11 protein-coding genes, 1 other RNA gene and 1 pseudogene are annotated in these 20,029 nt (G+C 48.2%); 2 read left to right on the top strand and 11 right to left on the bottom strand.

Features of this window, described 5'->3' with window-relative positions; genetic code table 11:
- A partial coding sequence (locus GRF59_RS29910; RefSeq protein WP_237392107.1) for a hypothetical protein occupies window positions 1-296 on the top strand: 296 nt, incomplete at its 5' end.
- A 603-nt stretch (window positions 297-899) separates the two neighbouring features.
- Here GRF59_RS29910 and GRF59_RS30345 read toward each other — a convergent pair.
- From GRF59_RS30345 to GRF59_RS28635, 3 genes and pseudogenes are all read right to left on the bottom strand, one after another.
- Window positions 900-1,007, bottom strand: a complete 108-nt coding sequence (locus tag GRF59_RS30345; protein WP_423802989.1) for a hypothetical protein — start codon at window positions 1,005-1,007, stop codon at window positions 900-902.
- A 72-nt stretch (window positions 1,008-1,079) separates the two neighbouring features.
- Window positions 1,080-1,421, bottom strand: a pseudogene (locus GRF59_RS28640) (IS3-like element IS655 family transposase); the annotation flags it as partial.
- 107 nt (window positions 1,422-1,528) lie between these two features.
- Window positions 1,529-6,049 (bottom strand): S-layer homology domain-containing protein, encoded by a 4,521-nt coding sequence (locus GRF59_RS28635; RefSeq protein ID WP_160501111.1) that lies wholly within the window; start codon window positions 6,047-6,049, stop codon window positions 1,529-1,531.
- 848 nt (window positions 6,050-6,897) lie between these two features.
- Between GRF59_RS28635 and GRF59_RS28630 the strand changes: the two genes are divergently transcribed.
- A complete protein-coding gene (locus tag GRF59_RS28630) occupies window positions 6,898-9,909 on the top strand; it encodes an S-layer homology domain-containing protein (protein ID WP_160501110.1) in 3,012 nt (1,003 codons plus the stop codon).
- Between the two features lie 191 nt (window positions 9,910-10,100).
- On the opposite strand, the gene ssrA is transcribed toward GRF59_RS28630, so the two are convergent.
- From ssrA to GRF59_RS28590, 8 genes are all read right to left on the bottom strand, one after another.
- Window positions 10,101-10,467: a transfer-messenger RNA gene (gene ssrA, locus GRF59_RS28625) on the bottom strand.
- 239 nt (window positions 10,468-10,706) lie between these two features.
- Window positions 10,707-11,189: an SsrA-binding protein SmpB gene (gene smpB, locus GRF59_RS28620; RefSeq protein ID WP_160501109.1), complete on the bottom strand. Its 483-nt coding sequence runs from the start codon at window positions 11,187-11,189 to the stop codon at window positions 10,707-10,709.
- A 265-nt stretch (window positions 11,190-11,454) separates the two neighbouring features.
- The gene (rnr, locus tag GRF59_RS28615) at window positions 11,455-14,172 is read right to left on the bottom strand and encodes a ribonuclease R (protein WP_160501108.1); all 2,718 of its coding nucleotides are present in this window, start codon (window positions 14,170-14,172) and stop codon (window positions 11,455-11,457) included.
- Between the two features lie 239 nt (window positions 14,173-14,411).
- Window positions 14,412-14,645 carry a preprotein translocase subunit SecG gene (secG, locus tag GRF59_RS28610; protein WP_160501107.1) on the bottom strand — a complete coding sequence of 78 codons (234 nt, stop codon included), beginning with the start codon at window positions 14,643-14,645 and terminating at the stop codon, window positions 14,412-14,414.
- A gap of 214 nt (window positions 14,646-14,859) precedes the next feature.
- Window positions 14,860-16,146 (bottom strand): phosphopyruvate hydratase, encoded by a 1,287-nt coding sequence (gene eno / locus GRF59_RS28605; RefSeq protein WP_160501106.1) that lies wholly within the window; start codon window positions 16,144-16,146, stop codon window positions 14,860-14,862.
- Between the two features lie 67 nt (window positions 16,147-16,213).
- On the bottom strand, window positions 16,214-17,758 hold the full coding sequence (gene gpmI, locus GRF59_RS28600; RefSeq protein WP_160501105.1) for a 2,3-bisphosphoglycerate-independent phosphoglycerate mutase: 1,545 nt from the start codon (window positions 17,756-17,758) through the stop codon (window positions 16,214-16,216).
- A gap of 1 nt (window position 17,759) precedes the next feature.
- Entirely contained in the window at window positions 17,760-18,512 is a 753-nt protein-coding gene (gene tpiA, locus GRF59_RS28595; RefSeq protein WP_160501104.1) for a triose-phosphate isomerase, read from the bottom strand.
- 98 nt (window positions 18,513-18,610) lie between these two features.
- Window positions 18,611-19,792 carry a phosphoglycerate kinase gene (locus GRF59_RS28590; RefSeq protein ID WP_160501103.1) on the bottom strand — a complete coding sequence of 394 codons (1,182 nt, stop codon included), beginning with the start codon at window positions 19,790-19,792 and terminating at the stop codon, window positions 18,611-18,613.
- Between the last annotated feature and the right edge of the window lie 237 nt (window positions 19,793-20,029).

The raw sequence follows: 20,029 nt of genomic DNA, 5'->3' as shown, positions 1-20,029 counted from the left end.
GCGTTCGTCCTGAGCCAGGATCAAACTCTCCAAGAAAGTTTGTAGCTCATTTTGAAACTGACGAGATTAAAAATCTCATTTGCGCTCCACAGTTCGGGGACCGAACTGCTTTGCGTTTCGACTTCATTGCTGAAGTCTGTATCTCACTCGTTGTTCAGTTTTCAAAGATCAAATTCTTTCTCGTTTCCGCTTCAACATTTTGTTTCAGCAGCAACTCTTATACAATACCATGTTCTTTTGAGCTTTGCAAGAACTTTTTTTTCGTTCTTTTTCTTTATATCCGCTCTGCTCATTAGTCGACCAGCAAAATATCTTCTTTAAGTGGCCGGATCATTAATATAACTCTTTCGAGCAATCAATTCAAGTTGTAAGTTTTTCCAGTTTATAATATTCAAAGATCGATCTTGCATAGCTCTTTCTCATATGAAACAAAACAATCTCTTAAAGAACCCGGAAACGCTCCCTAATAGCCTCATGGTTTGATTTAAATTAGCTTAGCTAATTTAAGTATAAAGTAAAATCAACCCCCATTCCTTCCAAATTGCCAGGCGCCGCTACTATCCGCTCGGAATAAAGAAGTAAATATTTAAACCATGCCATTAATCATGATATAAAAATAATGAAACCAACAGTTAGATATCGACATAATCAAAAATCCACAACCTCATAAGGGTTGTGGATTTTATGTATGGAGGCGAGCCGTGGCTTGATAAATCCACAACTCGTCGCCGCGTGATGCTCTTGATGTTTTTGGAGGGCAGCTTAACCTAAATCTCCTATTCCCGCGCAGTTCGTTTTGGCTGCAAAATAGGGTTTTACCGTCCGCCTTCCCCGTTACGCTGTAAGTGCACTGCTAACCCTAGCAACCGGAGACTTTTCATAAACGTCTGTCCCCTGGGTTAAACCAGGTCGGATTTTTGCAAAAGTCCTTGAATAATTTTGGCAACCTCAGCCCGAGTAATGTAATCCTTGGATGCAAGCTCATTGCCGCTTCTTCCTGATACAATACCTGCCTGTACATTGTCCGCGACGCTGCTCAGCGCCCATGCGGATACTGCGCCTCATCTCCATATTGAACTCGTACCACGGTCGGTATGGAAACATTGTATGACGTGATTACCATGGACCGTCGCAAAGGCGAGGGAAATCAAAGTAGCGTCCTTGTTCGGACCTGCACTTTGACCAATAATTTTTCGATTAAACAGGCCCATCAGCACACAGAGGTAGTGCCAACGGTTCTGGACCTTCACATTCGTCAGATCGCTGACGACGAAGCGTTTGGCTTCCGATTGCTCAAACTCACGATCCAGGACATTTGCCGTAGCTGCTTCGTTACATGCCGCTTTATGGGGCTTGTATTGAGCTACGGTGTACGTAGAGACCAGACCTTGCTCTTTCATCATCCGGCCTATTCGACGCCTCCATTCGCCGGAATGTGTTCCTGTGATAATTTGGGCAATATCTATGTTTTAAGAGGGGGCTGCCTTCAATCTGACTTCCGAGAGCCCCGTATTATCATAGCAACTTATTAAATAAGTTTCGCTTTTCGAAGAAGTCGCTGAATGATTGCTGCGGTTTCTGCTCTCGTAATATTTTGCTGAGGACGCAGTTCGTCTTTGTAACCGCCGACAACGCCGGTTTCAATGGTTAATGCTGCAGCTTGACGAGCCCAAGAGGCCAATTGTTCGCTATCCGCAAAATGGTTAATTAGCTCTTGTTGTTTCGTATTATCGATCTCCTTATTCAGTCCCACAAGCTTCATTACCCTTGATAGAATAACCATCGATTCCTGCCTAGTAATCTTGTCATTAGGCTTGAAGAAACCATCGCTATATCCATCGACCAGTCCATAAGAATATCCAATCTGAACTGCTTGATGATACCATTCTTTTTCCTCTATATCCTTGAAATCAAACGTCTTGTTCACAGAGCTTAGACCTAATGCTCTAATCGTAATAGCCATAAATTCTGCGCGCGTAATTTCGCTATTCGGTACAAACCGCTGCTCGTCTGCCCCATTAATAACGAGTCTTGATGCCAAGTCATTGATACTTTCTTGAGCCCAATGCCCAGATATATCATTAAAGGTTTTTTTATTAGATATAAGTCCATAAATGCTATTCGTCATACTATGAAGAACAGCAAAATCGCGCCCTCCTTCATGTACTATCTTCGTCGGGATATGAATAATCGTACCATCTGACATAAGCTTAACTCCCGTCGTAATACGTTCAGGATCTATCCCTTCGGGTATTGTAAATCTTCTTTCTACAAAGGCATCGAATTGATTTAATTCTATTTCCTTGTTCCCATACACACCTTTTATAGAAAAACTTACCGGCGGGACAACAAATGAAACCTGTCCATCTCCCAAATCCACAGATGCCGACATAGGAAGATTAATCATTTCCACTTTGATCTTCATATCCCCCAAAGGGATATCGGACCCTAATTGATTACGCCATTTATTAACGCTAACTTGATTTAAGGGAAGTGTATATATCATGTTTTCTGTATACACTTGAATGATTGCATTATTGTTCTCTAAACTTTGCAGGAGCGCAGCACTCATCTCCCAATTGACGATATCGGAATTGTTGCGGACCGTAATGATAATAAGCGGTTGGTTACCCGATTCATTCAGCATCCCTTGAAGTTGAGCTTCTTCCAAGAAGACCCTTGTTACCTTTTTGCCCTCTACCGTTTTAATGTCCACTTTAGCTGCATTCTCTGACTTACTCCCTATACTAATAACTACATCAAGATTCGAAGCGACTTCTGTACTCCCAGAATTAAAATCTGCGTCTCCTGTACTTCCAGAAGCGCCGCTACTAGAACCAGAGCTTTCTTGATAGGTAATTGAAGCCTTGTTTGCCACACTAACATTACCCGCAGCATCTCGGTATTGGACGTAAAGATCCTTTAATCCCGAGCTACCCTTAAAACCCCAATTTTTTGTAAACAATACATTCTCCCAATTCAACCATGTTAGATTATCTTCGGAAAAACGCATTTCTGTAACGCCGCTTCCCACTCCATCTGTAGAAGTCAAAGTCAATGTCACTAACTTGCTGCTTGTCGTAGCTGCACCACTATTTATGACGATTGTTCCAGTAGGGATCGTTTGATCTAGCTTAATAACATCATGGATTGTTCCACTCACATTGCCAGCCTTGTCTTTAAACTGTACATATATCGTCTTCTCGCCGTCACCCGGTTCAAGACTCCAAAGCTTTGTTGTCGCTACAGGCTCCCAGCTTCCCCAGTTGCTTCCGCTATTAGAAAAGCGCATCTCCACGACTCCACTGCCATTATTTCCGTCATTGCTAGTCAGAGTGAGTGCAACATCCGTCACATTTGTCCAATCTGTACCCGCTTGAATCATTACTGTACCCGTTGGCGCGGTTGTATCGATTTGGAATTGAATGGTGGTTTCATTTCCTGCTGCATCCGTTACAACTAGCGTGTATGCACCATCCTGGTTAATATTAGTTCCTTGAATATATGCATTTCCATTCAGCGTCGCTGTTCCTTCGTTGAATCCGGGAGATACCGACTCATAAACTCCACCATCGCTTACCCCTGTAATTGTAGGTGCTACTGTGTCGATCTTGAAGTTAACGGTTGTCACATTGCCTGCCTCATCCGTTACGACCAGTGCATAGCTGCCATCCTGATTAATATCCGTACCGCTCGCGAACGCCGCACCATTCAATGTTGCTGTTCCTTCGTTAAAGGTAATCGTAACCGCTTCTTTGTAATTCCCATTGTTTACAACCCCTCCTACGAAAGGGGCTACCTTATCGATCTCAAAATTAACTGTTGTAACATTGCCTGCCGCATCCGTTACGACTAGCGTATAACTGCCATCCTGATCTATCTCCGTACCGCTGGTAAACACAGCACCATTTAATGTTGCTGTTCCTTCGTTAAAGGTAACCGTAACCGCTTCTTTGTAATTCCCATTGTTTGCAACCCCTCCTACGAAAGGGGCTACCTTATCGATCTCAAAATTAACTGTTGTGACATTACCAGCCGCATCCGTTACGACCAGCGTATAGCTGCCATCCTGACTAATATCCGTACCGCTTATAAAGGCTACACCGTTCAACTTTGCTGTTCCTTCGTTAAAGCTCGGCGTTACCTTCGCTTTGTAGATTCCTCCAGCAATTACGCCCGAAATCGTAGGGGCTACTGTGTCAATCTTGAAGCTCACGGACGTTTCGTTGCTTGCGGCATCCGTTACGACTAGAGTATAACTGCCATCCTGATCAATCACCGTACCGCTGGCAAACGCCGCACCATTCAGTTTTGCTGTTCCTTCGTTAAAGGTAACCGTAACCGCTTCTTTGTAATTCCCATTGTTCGCAATCCCTTCCACTAAAGGAGCTACCTTATCGATCTCAAAATTAACCGTTGTGACATTACCTGCTGCATCCGTAACGACCAATGTATACGTGCCATCAAGAGTAGCCTGTGTACCACTAACAAAAGCAGCTCCGTTTAAGGTCGCTGTTCCTTCGTTAAAGGTAATCGTTCTGCTCGTTTTGTATATTCCACCATTGTCTATTCCCGACACATTAGGTGCTATCGTATCAATTTTAAAGACCACTGTCGCACTATTGCCTGCTGGATCAGTAACGATCAGCGTATAGTTTCCGTCCTGCATGATAGTTGTTCCACTGGGATAAGGACTCCCGTTGAGTAGTCCGCTGCCTTCGGTAAATTGAGGAGTAACTGTGCTGTTATATGCTTTGTTATTCACTACATTCGTAATAACAGGAGCTATTGTATCTACTGTAATTGTACTGCTAATAACAGAACTGCTCGAATTTCCGGCTTTATCTTTATATTGCACATAGACGGTCTTAGTTCCCTCGCCAGCCGGAAGGACCCAGGATCTCCCGTTCAAGTCAGCTATATTGAACCAACTGGTCTGCCAGGTACCATTAATATTGGAGAGACGTGCCTGATCAACTCCTGAGCCGCTTCCATCCGCATAAGTTCCTTTCAATGTGACTGTAGCCGAATTCGTCCATGCAGCGCCATTATTAATAACGATTGTTCCTGTTGGAACTGTCTGATCCAATAGAATAGTCTGTGAATAATTAGCTGAGATCCCATTGTTTGAATCCCTCAACTGCATATATATGGTCTTGGGCCCATCTCCTCCACTTAGATTGAATATTGCGGTATTGCTGAAAGGCAGCCAAGATGCCGATGATAAATTCGCAACGCTATCGGCAAATCTCATATGGGTAACACTATCGCCTGCATCAGAATCAGATCCTGTTACAGACAGATTGACGGTGCTGGCGCTCGTTGCTGCTCCGTCCGCAATTGTGAAAGAGCCCGTAGGCGGAGTATTAACCGGTCCAGTCTCATAAGTAACGACTAGTTTCGGACGGAATGCAGCATTCCCAGCTTCCACAGAATAGAATAAGAATCTCCCGCTGTCTGGATCTGCTTCATTACCGTTAAGTGTAAAAGTTACTTGGCGGTCAGAACCATCCGTAAAGGCATCGACAGCACTCTTCACGTTGAGTGTAATCGTTTGATCCTGAAGATAAGTGCCCATCGGCACTTCCGCAGTGCTTTTCGCTGTAAATTTATCTGTATAGGGACTATTTGTATCTACAGAGGGGAAGGTACCATTAAAATTATGGTCCAAGCTATTCGCGGCAGAGCCCCTTGCCTCCATATACAGAGTGTGACTCGGGACTCTTAATACAGTAGCAACCGTCAGGACCAACTCTGCTGATATAATGGTCCCTTCTGGAGCACCTAGATTAAAAGTTGTTGCCATCCTATTGCGCACATTGGCGAAACCGTCATTATTGTTCATGCCGACATAGAGATAACCATCGCCGTCATTATCATAGATTCCGTTATATTCCGCTTGACCATTTAATTGCATGGTATCAGCCGTTGCTGTGTAGGTCTTTGTAACCGTTCCTCCTGCCGCTTCAGCTCTTGGAGCTAACCCGGGTGTGATTGTTGTGAATACAATAATCATAGTCATGAATAGAATTGAAATTCTTTCTTTCATTATGTCTCCCCCATTTTATAAAAAAACAATAATTTCACACTTAGCAATGAACAACTCCACTTAATCCGTCCACATATGTACTTGAAAAGCGTTTATGCACTAGAAAATTCTGGTTATATCATAAATCTTTTAAATTGAGATAAATAGTGACAGCAGTCATCAAATTGTCATGTGACACTTTTACATTTTATGGTGTAATAATCCCTCCAGGATATAAACAATTAAATTAACAGCTATAGTAACCACCCCATACGACTCCTCCAAAAGTGGATTTATTTGCTCCATGCACCGCAATTCATATCATTCCGTAATATCATTCTTGCTTACCCGCGCAATAAACTCCTCCGGTTCGCTTCCCGGCTTGTTAATCCATCAATTGCAACGTTTCGGCTTGGCAACGGATAGATATAACTACCAATTTAAACAGAGATACGATCTCTCTTTTTTTTATAAAATTAAATCCTGGACGATACAAGGTAATTGTAAAATTATTTCGGTTTGTCACATGACAATTTGATGATAGGAGTAACTATTATTTAAAGTAAAAAATTAATATAATTAAATGATTATTCGGAGATATAGCCATAAAATACAGGGCCTAGAGCCAATCGAGAAGGAAATTATTAGCATGAGTACTGAAATTGAAGAAATAGAGGCGGCGTGTCTGTTAGTTCCCAGTATGGGGCTTTCGGCGTTTGCCGCTCCGCCCGGGGGGAGGGTGGAACCAAGCCAATCCGTTAATGACGAGTTGATGCGTTTTTAGCAATCCGATTACGGCAAAAAACAAGCCCCCCCGCGATGCTCTTGGCTTAGACAGTATATAACACATTAAATAAGGAGGAATTTTAATGGAGAGTAGAAGAAAGCTGTTTAAAACAACGATGAGTTTACGAAAAATAATTGTATTCCTGATTATACTTGCAGTAGCACTTCCTGTAACCGGCACGGTTTCTGCAGCCACTCCGCCGTCAATTGTTATTACTACTACAACCTCCAACGTATCGCTGCCCAGCAGCGGTACCGTTACGCTCTCTGCGATCGTGACTTTTACTGGGGGGACCGCCCCTACAGGCTGGATTGAGACTACACTAACTACACCCAGCGGCAGCGCATTAAGTACTCCCCTTAATGTCACTGGGAATAAGTCATTTACGGTATCAACCACTCTTCCCACTTTTGGACGGGTATCCGGCACGTATACTTGGGCCGCAACCTATACCGATGATATTAATTCAGACAATAATGCTGTCAGCAATCAAATTCAAACTACCGTTTACGCAGCAGATACTACCCTTGCACCCAACGCCTCCACCTCGACCACGATCGGATCGTCCCCCGCCGTGCTCAGTTCTTCCGTGAATTTATCCGGAGGATATTACCCGACCGGTACGATTACGTTCAATCTGCATGCTCCCGGCGGAGCCGTTGTTGATACTGAGACAGTCGCCGTGAACGGAAATGGAACTTATACAACTCCAACAGGATTCACACTTACCCCATCAGGGGCGGTAACAGGCACGTATACCTGGTATGTACTCTACTCAGGTGATTCTAACAACATCACTTCCACCACTTCCAACGACTGTTCTGTAACGGTAATTCCCCAGGCTGACCTCTCCCTCGCAACAACGGCGATGAACGCGACGCCGAATGTTGGAGACACGATAGCTTTCGCCGTCACTGTTAAAAATAATGGGCCTGCTAGTGCGACAGGTGTCGTTGTAACCGATTCGCTGCCTGCCGGTTTGACATTCATCTCTGCTACGCCTAACCAAGGAACCTACGACTCCGCAACAGGAGCTTGGTCTGTCGGAACCGTCCCGGTAGCTTCGCCTGTATCTCTCGTGTTCCAAGCCAGAGTCGTCTCGCCGAATGCGCAAACAAACACAGCAACAATATCGCACGCCGACCAGTCCGACCCGGACACAAGCAACAATTCGGCATCGGTAACTGTAACTCCTCAACAAGCTGACCTCTCCGTCGCAAATACGGTGAGTAATGCAACACCGAATGTTGGAGACACGATAACTTTCACCGTCGCTGTTACCAATAATGGACCTGATAGTGCAACAGGTGTGGTTGTAACCGATTCGCTGCCTGCCGGTTTGACATATGTTTCTGCAACGCCAAGTCCTGGAACAACCTACGACCCCACATCCGGAGATTGGACTATCGGAACAGTCGCGCAAGCTTCGGCTCCATCTCTCAAACTCCGAGCTGAGGTTGTCTCAACGAATGCACAAACAGACACAGCGACAATATCGAGGACTGACCAGTATGACCCAAATACAGTCAACAATACGGCATCGGTAGCGGCAACTCCTGTAACTCCCCAAGCCCCAACCTACACTGTCACCTTAGACTCCCGGGGGGGCAGTTCTGTATCAAATATAAGCGGTGTTACCTCAGGCTCCACAATAAGCGCCCCGGTTGCACCTACATTATCAGGCTATACATTTGTTGGCTGGTATAAGGAATCATCCTATACTAACGCGTGGAATTTCAGCATAGATACCGTAACCGGTAACGTAACCCTATTTGCGAAGTGGATGTATAATGGTGGCGGCGGTAGCGGTAACAGTAGCGGTAGTAGTAGCGGTAGTAGTGGCGGTAGTAGTGGCGGTAGTAGTGGCGGTAGTAGTGGCGGTAGTAGTGGCGGTAGCGGAAATCTCCCTGTCATATCAACTTACTATGCAGTTGCATCAGGAACCGGCATGTCGGAATCTACCCTGCCTATTATTACGAATACGGATGCCGGCAGCGCTGCGGTAGACCTGGGAAATATGGCAGAATATAAGCCCAATGATGAAAAAGCGATTGTTATCACCATGCCTGGCATCCCTGGAGTGAATACCTATACCTTAGGAATTCCAGTTGACTACCTGTCCACGCCAGATCGAAAAGGGACTTTGGTCTTCCGTACCCACATAGGAAACATAACTCTTCCTGCAGGAATGTTGGCCAATATTGGTGGATCAGAAGGACAAAAAGCTGAAATTACCATCAGCCCGGGCGATAAATCAAGTTTGCCTGACAGCGTAAAAACAGCTATAGGTGATAGGCCGCTGATCCAATTGACAGTGAGTATAGGCGGAAAGAAGTTCGAGTGGAACAATCCCAATGCACCGGTCATGATATCCATACCCTATACACCGACAGAGGCCGAGCTTGCAAGCCCCGAAAGCATTGTGATCTGGTACATCGACGACAGCGGCAAGGCGGTCTCCGTACCAAACGGACAGTATGACTCGGTCACAGGAACCGTAACCTTTTCCACCACCCATTTCAGTAACTACGCTGTAGCCTACAATCAAGTTAGCTTTAAGGATGTGGCGGCAGGTACGTGGTTTGACAAAGCGGTTTCCTTTATAGCCGCAAGAGAGATTACCACAGGTACAAGCAGCGGGAATTATAGCCCGGATACCAAACTGATTCGTGGGGATTTCCTTGTCATGCTAATGAAGTCTTATGGTATAGCCGCGGACACTAATCCAACGGATAACTTCTCCGACGCAAGCAATGCATACTATACCGGTTATCTTGCAGCGGCAAAGCGGCTCGGCATATCCTCTGGCGTGGGTAATCATATGTTCGCACCGAAAAAGGAAATCACACGCCAGGAAATGTTTACTCTGCTCTACAATGCCTTGAAGGTCATCGGAAAACTGCCGCAAAGTCATTCCGGTAAGACGCTCTCTGATTTCACCGACGCTAACCTAATCGACTCCTGGGCAAAAGAAGCTATGACGCTGCTGATCGAAACGGGAAGCATCGGCGGCAACGCTGGAAAGCTCACCCCTACGAGCACGACTACAAGGGCGGAAATGGCGCAGGTGCTGTACAATCTGTTAGCGAAGTAGATCATATAACGCTTTAAAAATCAGGCCGCGAGTAAAAAAGCTCGCGGCCTGTCTTACATACAATAAAGCCTTAAATCAGTTATAAGGAGTTGGCCGTAACGGTGTTGAAAGTATTAATCGCAAAGTTGATACCATCATGAATCGAGAGTGTTACAGCAAAAATCCACAACCGATTAGGTTGTGGATTTTCATAATGGAGGCGAGGGGAGTCGAACCCCTGTCCGAAGACAACGCCACATAAGCTTCTACGGGTGTAGTGACAGTTTTGTTGTCACCCAATCAAGCTCCCCGTCACCGGATCTCAAAAGGGTCAGCCTGATTATCTTCTTCCGTCGACCCCAGGCGGAGACCGAAGCGGCGTATCCCACTACTTGTTAGCCCCTAGCCTAGTCACATGGGCGATGCTAGGTAGGAGCACGCTAACAGGTTATTAAGCTGCTAAAGCGTAGTTGTTTTGTTGTTTGCCGTTTAATAGGCTTTAGCGTTGATGAAGTGGACGCGTCCCCACTACCCGCAACCTATGCTCGAACTATCCCCGTCGAATCCAAGAACGCCCCCTTATTATAAAGGGCTTCTTCGGATTAGATGAGCTGCTCTGCAGCATAAGAAGCAATCTATTCCGCATCCTTTCCCTCCATAAGAAAGGATGATCAGAAGCAAATTCACTATTCATGTAAAAGATCAAGTGTTAAGCTCGCCTCTTACATTACTTATTATATCACACCATCCGGCCAAAATGACACAGAGGATACAGGAAATGCAGGTTAAACTTGGTTGATCTTTCACTTAACCGTGCGTTAACGCGCGATTTTCTGTTTTTCGCGTAGTGCGCGCTGAATGTCACGCTGTGCATCACGCTTGGCAGCCGTTTCACGCTTGTCATACTGCTTCTTACCGCGGCCAAGGCCCAGCAGCAGCTTGGCATAGCCGTTGCGGATGTAAATCTTCAGCGGAACAATAGAGAAACCGTCCTGCTTGGATTGACCCAGCAGCTTATGAATCTGCTCTTTATGCATCAACAGTTTACGCGTTCGCGTCGGATCTGTCGGATTGCTCCGGTTGCCCTGCTCGAACGGGCTGATGTGCATGTTGTGAATATGAATTTCCCCATTACGGATCGTCGCAAAAGCGTCGCCGATGTTGGCCTTCCCGTTCCGGATCGACTTGATCTCGGTCCCGGTCAGCACCATGCCCGCCTCGTACGTATCCTCGATGAAATAATCATGGGAAGCTTTCTTGTTCTGGGCTAGTACCTTCCCGTCACTCTTCTTACCACCCATGTCCTTCACTCCTCACCCATTACAAAATAGCCGGACTCCCGGTCGCCCGCATCACCATGACGCATCGTACCAGAAGTCCATTGTATCAACTGATTCGGGCAAAATCAAGGCGGAGACAGTCTCTGCCCTGTGCCAAAAATAAGCCGTCAATATATATAATTCTTTTCTGCGAAATGCTTCCCATTACGACGACACGGGCATGCATGGCATACTCCCCCATACAGCCCGTCGCACATTCTTAATGCGCACATGGGTTGCAGCAGAATTACTTTTTATTCTTCCTTACAAAAGCCGCGGTGCTGTTCTTGCCAGCGCCCTTTTTCTTCTTGCGCTTGCGGAAACCACCTTCGCCATTGTTTGGTGCTGCGTTGCCTCCGGCTTCCTGTTCACCGCCGTTATTCTTACGACGACGTCCACCTTCGGCAGGAGTTCCGCCTTCACCGATGAAAATGCCGCTGCCGGACGTTTTCTTCTTTCGTCCGCTACCGCTATTCTCGCCCTGCGCAGGCGAGTTGTAGCCGCCTTTGCCCGAGCCGAATCCGAATGTCATCGGGCGTTTTGCTTCGACGCTCGCATCCGTCGCTGCCGGGCCGCGTCCGCCGCCTCCAGCACCGCCGCCGCGTTTGCCGCGCTTGCCTGCGGACGCTCCTGTGCTCGCATTACCCTTACCAGCAGCAGCCTCCCCGGCTGCGCCTGCGGCCGAGCGCTCTCGCTTGCCTGGACGGCCCGCTTTGCCTTCACCCGACTTCTTGCCGCGACCGCCGCCGCGTGCAAAACCACCCTTATCGCCGCCGCGCTCACCGCCACGGCCGCCAAATCCGCCACCGCGATTGCGTTCGCGGCGCGGCTTCATATCCAGCAGCTCGAAGTCGATGGTATGGTCGTCCATGTTGACGCGTGCCACACGGATCTTGATCTCGTCCCCGATACGGAATACTTTCGAGGTGCGCTCACCGATGAGCGACATCGACTTTTCGTCGAAGTTATAATAGTCGTCCGTCAGGGCCGCCAGACGGATGAGGCCTTCTACCGTATTCGGCAACTCGATGAACATGCCGAAGTTCGTCACGCTGCTGATCATGCCTTCGAATTCCTCGCCGACCTTATCCAGCATATACTCGGCCTTCTTCAGCTGATCAGTGTCACGTTCTGCTTCCACAGCCACGCGTTCGCGCTCGGAAGAATGCTTAGCAATCTCCGGCATCCGGGATCCCAAGTACTCCTGCCGTTTCTCGGAGAGCACATTGTTGCTCTCAATCACCTCGCGGATAACGCGGTGAATGACAAGGTCAGGGTAACGGCGGATCGGAGACGTGAAGTGCGAATAGAATTCAGCCGCCAGACCAAAGTGGCCTGACATATCCGCATCGTATTTCGCCTGCTTCATGGAACGAAGCATCATCGTACTGATGACCGTCTGTTCCTTGGTATCCTTGATTTCCTCCAGGAGATTCTGCAGTGCACGCGGATGTATCGCGTTGCCCCGGCCTTTGACATGAAAGCCGAAGTTCTCGGCAAATGCCATGAAGTTCTGCAGTTTCTCCGGATCCGGATTTTCGTGAATCCGGTATATGAACGGCACCTTCAGCCAGTGGAAATGCTCCGCAACCGTTTCGTTGGCTGCCAGCATGAATTCCTCGATGATCTGCTCAGCGATCGAGCGCTCGCGCTTCACGATATCGACCGGCTTGCCGTTTTCGTCCACGATGACCTTCGATTCCACGAAGTCAAAATCGACCGCGCCTCTGTTCATACGTTTCGAACGAAGTTTTAACGCGATTTCTTTCATCAGTCGGAAGTCATCCACGAGATCCTTATAGCGCTCCATCAATTCCGGCTCTTCATCCTCAAGGATCTTGCGCACATTGTTATAGGTCATACGTTCCTTGGTCTTGATCACGCTCGTGAACACGTCATGCTTCACGACCTTCATATGCTCGTCGAACTCCATCTCACAGGAAAGGGTGAGACGATCCACCTGCGGATTCAAGCTGCAGATGCCGTTCGACAGACGGTGAGGCAGCATTGGAATAACCCGGTCAACGAGATACACGCTGCATCCGCGATTATAAGCTTCCTTGTCGAGCTCAGAGTTCTCCCGTACATAGTAGCCGACATCGGCAATATGAACGCCAAGACGGTAATGTCCGTTCTCCAAGCGTTCTACGTTAACGGCATCATCCAGATCCTTGGCATCCTCGCCATCAATAGTAACGATTGTCTTGCCGCGCAGATCGCGGCGTCCCTGCTTCTCAATTTCTTCTTCCGTAATCGAATCTGGAGCATTCTCTGCTTCTTCCATCACTTCTTCCGGAAAACCTTCCGGAAGCTGGTGCTTCCGAATAATAGAGAGGATGTCCACCCCTGGATCATCCTTGTGCCCCAGGACCTCGATGACTTCGCCTTCAGCAGCCGAACGGCCTTCCGGATAATTTACGATGTGCACGACGACCTTATCGCCATCCACAGCTCCTTTGGTCGATTCCTTCGGGATGAAAATATCGCGGACGATCCGCTTGTCGTCAGGCAGCACAAAGCCGTATGCTTCATGCCCCTGGAACACACCTACCACCTGACTCGTGGCGCGAGTGATGATTTTGACGACCTCGCCTTCCAATTTGCCTCCAGCAGGCCCTCGTGTCGTAATTCGGGCAAGCACCGTATCACCGTTCATGGCGCTCAGCAGATCATGGGCTCCGATATATACGTCAGGGTGTTCCTTATCCTCGGGGATCAGGAATCCAAAGCCCTTGGCATGAACCTGCAGCCGTCCGCGCAGAAAGTCCAAGCGCTCAGGGAGACCATACCGGTCCGTGCGCGTCATCATGACTTTACCTTCCTGCTCGAGCGTGTTCAGCAGTTTCAGGAATTCCTTGAATTCCACTGCATCGGAGATCGCAAAATGCTTCTCCAGTTCCTGATACGTCATGGGTTTATAGTCCGGTGCTTGCATCAATTCTAGTATGGATTGTTCCGTTATCATGGTTATCTCCTCGGTTGACTCGCAGGTAGGAGTATGCCTTCCGCAAGTATCTATGTATTCAATCAGAATGTTTTGCCGCTTAGTATACACATACCCTAGTATACACGAATTTAATCGTTTGCATCCCTGCTTGCCGCTTACATGCCTTCAAAGACAACATCAGCAAAATTATCGCTATATATCAAAAAACCCCCGCTCTTCTTCATTGCAAGAGCGAAGGTTTTCAAAGACCAGCTATGTTATTTCGCGAAGACAGCCGTAAGAATGGCCAAGATAAAGAAACAAGCTGCCACAACCACGGTCACGCGCTGCAGGACCAAGTCCATGCCACGAGCCTTTGTTTTTCCGAAAAGATGTTCTGCGCCACCGGAGATGGCACCGGCCAGACCTGCGCTTTTCCCTTTCTGCAAAAGAACAACCGCAATTAGAGCGACAGAGAAAATCACAAGCAGCACTTTCAATAAGATATCCATTCGTTCCACCTCCTAAATGGCTTAAACATCATTCTATGTTTGAATAATTCTAAATCCTTGTTCATGAATGCTAAGTATTCGTCCATAAAACAGCATTTTTATTGTACCATAGCCCATTTCCTAAAACAAGGACTTCCCCCTCTTCTTGATACAAAAAAAGCCGCCCTGGCATTCCTGCCGGGACGACTTTCTGAATTACAGCGCAAAGGCTGTATTATCTTTTCAGGTTGTAGAAGGATTTCAGGCCGTTGTATTGAGCCAGTTCAGCCAATTCGTCCTCGATGCGGAGCAATTGGTTGTACTTCGCGATACGGTCGGTACGGGAAGGTGCACCCGTTTTGATTTGGCCTGCATTGGTTGCAACAGCGATGTCAGCAATGGTGCTGTCTTCGGACTCACCGGAACGGTGGGAGATAACAGCAGTGTAGCCAGCACGTTTTGCCATTTCGATCGCATCAAAGGTTTCAGTCAATGTACCGATTTGGTTCACTTTGATCAAGATGGAGTTACCGATGCCTTCATCGATACCTTTGCCTAGGCGCTCTGTGTTTGTAACGAACAGGTCGTCACCAACGAGTTGGATTTTGTTGCCGAGCTTCTCGGTAAGAAGTTTCCAGCCTTCCCAGTCATCCTCGGAGCATCCATCTTCGATGGTGATGATCGGGTATTTATCAACCCAAGATACGAGCAGGTCAACGAATTCGGAGGAAGTGAAGGATTTGCCTTCGCCTTCGAGATGGTATTTGCCATCTTTGTAGAATTCAGTAGACGCTACGTCCATACCGAGGAATACGTCAACGCCTGGTTTGTAACCGGCTTTTTCGATCGCTTCGATAATAGAGCTGAGTGCATCTTCGTTGGAAGTGAAGTTCGGTGCAAAACCGCCTTCGTCGCCAACAGCTGTGTTCAGACCCTTGGATTTAAGTACGGATTTCAAGCTGTGGAAGATTTCAGCGCCTGTGCGAAGTGCTTCTTTGAACGTAGGAGCGCCAACAGGCAGAACCATGAATTCTTGCACGTCTACGTTATTGTCGGCATGAGCGCCGCCGTTAACGATGTTCATCATAGGTACAGGCAGTTGTTTCGCGTTGAATCCGCCGAGGTATACATACAGCGGCAGGTCCAAAGCGTCAGCTGCTGCACGGGCAGTAGCCATGGAAACGGCCAGGATCGCGTTTGCGCCGAGTTTGCCTTTGTTTGGAGTTCCGTCCAGTTTGATCATCAACTTGTCGATGCCGAGCTGGTCCAGAGCGTCCATGCCGATCACTTCGGGAGCGATGAGTTCGTTTACGTTGTTAACAGCGTTCAGAACGCCTTTGCCGAGGTAACGGTCTTTGTCGCCATCGCGAAGCTCAACAGCCTCGTGAGCGCCTGTGGAAGCGCCGGATGGAACGATCGCGCGGCCCATAGCGCCGGATTCCAGATAAACTTCAACTTCAACAGTCGGGTTGCCGCGGGAGTCGAGGACTTCGCGTGCGTACACGTCAGAAATAATAGTCATAGTACTTGTTCTCCTTTGTCATTCATATTTAGTCCAGGTGTAAAACACATCTATATCATTATACCGCTTATTTGCGGCTTGCAATCATCGATTCTCCAGTCATTTCGGCAGGCTTCGGCAGCTGCATCAGGTCGAGAATGGTTGGAGCCACATCGGCCAGGATGCCTTCCTCACGCAAAGTTACGTTATCCGCCGTCAAAATGAACGGTACCGGGTTGGTCGTATGTGCTGTAAAAGGTCTTCCCTCTTCGTCAAACACCATGTCGGCGTTTCCGTGGTCCGCGATAATGATCGCAACCCCGCCTTTGGCGATCACGGCATCTACTACTTTACCCATGCATTCATCCGTTACTTCAACCGCCTTGATCGTTGGCTCCAGCATGCCGGAGTGTCCAACCATGTCCGGATTGGCAAAGTTCAGGATAATCGCGTCATGCTTATCTGCTTCAATTTCCTTCACGCAAGCATCTGCCACTTCATAAGCGCTCATCTCAGGCTGAAGGTCATAGGTCGCAACCTTCGGCGAGTTGATCAAGATACGCGTTTCGCCCGGAAGCTCAACGTCGCGTCCTCCGCTGAAGAAGAAGGTTACATGCGGGTACTTTTCGGTTTCCGCAATACGAAGCTGCTTTTTGCCCTGCTGCACGAGCACTTCGCCCAGCGTATTGTCCAGGTTTTTCGGCTCGTAAGCCACAAACCCTTCCACTGTCTCGCTGAAGAGCGTCAAACATACAAAATGAAGGTTCTCAGGGAACTTCGGACCCCGGTCAAAGCCGCGGAAATCCTTGTTCGTGAACACTTGGGACAGCTGGATGGCACGGTCTGGGCGGAAGTTCAGGAATACGACAGAGTCGCCGCTTTCCACGAGCGATACCGGCTGACCATTCTCGTCCACGATGACCGTAGGCTCTACGAACTCATCGAATACTGATTTGTTGTAGGATTCTGTGACAGCTTCCAAAGGATCCGTGTATTTAGGTCCGTCTCCGTACACGATGGCACGGTAGGACTTCTCTACGCGCTCCCAGCGCTTGTCGCGGTCCATCGCATAATAACGGCCTTGAACGGTCGCGATTTTGCCGACGCCCACTTCTTTGATTTTGGCTTGAAGCGCTTCGATGAACTTCTTGCCGGAGTCCGGAGATACGTCGCGTCCGTCAAGGAAAGCGTGAATGTAAACTTCATGCATTTCCTCTTTCTTCGCAAGATCCAGCATAGCAAACAGATGCTCAATGTGGCTGTGCACGCCGCCGTCGGACAGAAGTCCGTACAGATGAAGCTTCTTGCCGCTATTTTTGGCAGCACGTACGGCTTCAACGAGCGTCGGGTTGCCGAAGAACTCACCTTCACGGATCGACTTCGAAATACGGGTCAAATCCTGATATACAACGCGTCCTGCGCCGATGTTCAAATGGCCCACTTCGGAGTTGCCCATTTGACCTGCCGGCAAACCCACGGCTTCGCCGCAAGCTGTAAGCGTTGTATGCGGGTATTTTGCTCTCAGACGGTCATAGTTAGGCTTGTTGGCTTGAGCAACTGCGTTGCCTTCTTCCGTGCCGCGAAGACCGAATCCGTCCATGATGATCAATGCTACAGGTTTAGGTGCGGTCATCTTACTTCGCCCCCTCGACGAGCTGGATGTACGAAGCAGGCTGCAAGCTGGCACCGCCGACAAGAGCGCCGTCGATATCACTTTGGCCCATGTACTCAGCTACATTCTCAGGCTTCACGCTGCCGCCGTATTGAATGCGTACCTTGTTTGCTACTTCTTCTCCATACAATCCTTTCACCAGTTCACGGATATAGGAAATGACTTCGTTCGCATCCTGTGCTGTTGAAGATTTCCCGGTTCCGATTGCCCAGATCGGTTCGTAAGCAATGACAGCTTCAGCCGCTTGATCTGCGGACAGACCTTGGAAAGCTGCTTCCGTTTGCACCTTGCAAACATCCTTTGTTTGGCCGGCTTCGCGCTCTTCGAGCTTTTCGCCTACGCATACGATCGGAGTCAGTCCGTGGCGGAATGCCGCATGCATCTTCTTGTTCACCGTTTCGTCGGTTTCCGCAAAATAAGCACGGCGCTCGGAGTGGCCGATGATCACATAGTCCACGCCCAGATCCTTCAGCATTTCGCCGCTGATTTCACCGGTATACGCACCGTTGTCTTCGAAGTGCAAGTTTTGGGCGCCGATTTTGATGGAGGTCCCTTTAACCGCTTCAACGAGAGCCGGAAGGTTCGTGAATGGTGCGCAAATGACGCTTTCCACGCCGTTCACTTCCGCTTTGCCTTTTACTTCTTCGATGAATGCCTTGGCTTCAGGAACGGTTTTAAACATTTTCCAGTTGCCAGCGATGATTGGTGTTCTCAATTGTTTCAACTCCTTCTTAAGTCAGGGTTTTGCAATACAGGTTCCACTCGCCGCTCTGCAAGATGATTGCAAAACCCTTATACCTACACTACTCGGATTTACTTATCGTTCAGGGCTACGACGCCAGGAAGCGCCTTGCCTTCCATGAACTCCAGCGAAGCGCCGCCGCCTGTGGAGATATGGTCCATTTTGTCAGCCAGATGGAATTTCTCTGTTGCCGCAGCAGAATCGCCGCCGCCGATAATGGTATAGCCTTCTGTAGTTGCGCAGGCTTCAGCCACTTCGCGCGTACCGTTAGAAAATGGATCGATTTCGAATACGCCCATCGGTCCGTTCCATACGACCAGCTTGGAGTTTTTGATCACTTCGGCATATTTAGCGCGGGTTTTCGGTCCGATATCCACGCCTTCCCATTTCTCAGGGATGTTGCCCACTTCAACGATCTCTACGTTCGCATCCGCTTTGAAGTCGTCTGCAATCACGATGTCAACCGGAAGCAGGAAGTTCTTGCCGAGATCCTTTGCTTTTTGGATAAATCCGAGCGCTACGTCCAGTTTATCATTATCGCACAGGGACAAGCCAATTTCGTATCCTTGAGCCTTCATGAAGGTGTAGGACAGTCCGCCGCCGATCAGTACGTTGTCTGCAATGTTCAGCAGGTTGTCGATCACGTCAATTTTATCCTTTACTTTCGATCCGCCGATAATGGCTGTGAAAGGACGCTCAGGATTGGAAAGAGCTTTGCCCAATACAGACAATTCTTTTTCCATCAAAAGACCGGAAACCGCCGGCAGGAAATGCGCGATGCCTTCAGTAGAAGCGTGCGCACGGTGAGCGGCGCCAAATGCGTCGTTGACGAACAGATCCGCAAGTTCAGCAAATTGCTTCGCCAGTTCCGGATCATTCTTCTCTTCACCAGGGTAGAAACGCACGTTTTCAAGCAGCAGCACGTCGCCGTTTTGCATTTTCGCGATCTCGGCTTTAACAGCTTCGCCTACGGCTTCGTCTGCTTTAACGACCGGTTTGCCGAGCAGTTCGGACAGACGCTCAGCCGCAGGAGTCAAGCGCATGGAGTCCACAAATTGACCTTTTGGACGGCCCATATGGCTCGCCAAGATTACTTTTGCACCGTTTTCGATCAAGTACTTGATCGTTGGCAGCGTTTCGCGAATGCGCGTATCGTCAGTGATTTTGCCGTCTTCCAATGGCACGTTGAAATCCACGCGTACAAAAACGCGTTTGCCGTTTACTTCCACATCACGTACAGACTTTTTATTCATTGTTCGTTCCTCCGCACCCATTTTTTTGTTTGTATCAGGAATCAGGGGTAACAGTTATAGAATGAACTAAAGAAAATCCTAGCTCCGAACACCGGCGTGTCCGCAACCTTTAGTTCAATCTATATAAGTATCGGGATTTTTACAATCCTCGTGTTTTTATCTATCCAAACTCTCCAGTTTCACTATCCAAATCGGTTTTCTATCCAAAAAAACCTCAGTATTTATAAAGAGCGGAAA

This window comes from Paenibacillus dendrobii, from assembly GCF_009807035.1.
GTDB lineage: Bacteria > Bacillota > Bacilli > Paenibacillales > Paenibacillaceae > Paenibacillus_AQ > Paenibacillus_AQ dendrobii.
Note: the sequence above shows the minus strand (reverse complement) of the source record. Positions and strands in the feature narration are given on the sequence as shown.

Coding starts and splice junctions, on each gene's coding strand:
- rnr (WP_160501108.1), bottom strand. CDS start 14,172: ATGATAACGGAACAATCCATACTAGAATTGATGCAAGCACCGGACTAT.
- GRF59_RS28635 (WP_160501111.1), bottom strand. CDS start 6,049: ATGAAAGAAAGAATTTCAATTCTATTCATGACTATGATTATTGTATTC.
- gpmI (WP_160501105.1), bottom strand. CDS start 17,758: ATGACCGCACCTAAACCTGTAGCATTGATCATCATGGACGGATTCGGT.
- smpB (WP_160501109.1), bottom strand. CDS start 11,189: ATGGGTGGTAAGAAGAGTGACGGGAAGGTACTAGCCCAGAACAAGAAA.
- GRF59_RS28590 (WP_160501103.1), bottom strand. CDS start 19,792: ATGAATAAAAAGTCTGTACGTGATGTGGAAGTAAACGGCAAACGCGTT.
- secG (WP_160501107.1), bottom strand. CDS start 14,645: ATGGATATCTTATTGAAAGTGCTGCTTGTGATTTTCTCTGTCGCTCTA.
- GRF59_RS28630 (WP_160501110.1), top strand. CDS start 6,898: ATGGAGAGTAGAAGAAAGCTGTTTAAAACAACGATGAGTTTACGAAAA.
- eno (WP_160501106.1), bottom strand. CDS start 16,146: ATGACTATTATTTCTGACGTGTACGCACGCGAAGTCCTCGACTCCCGC.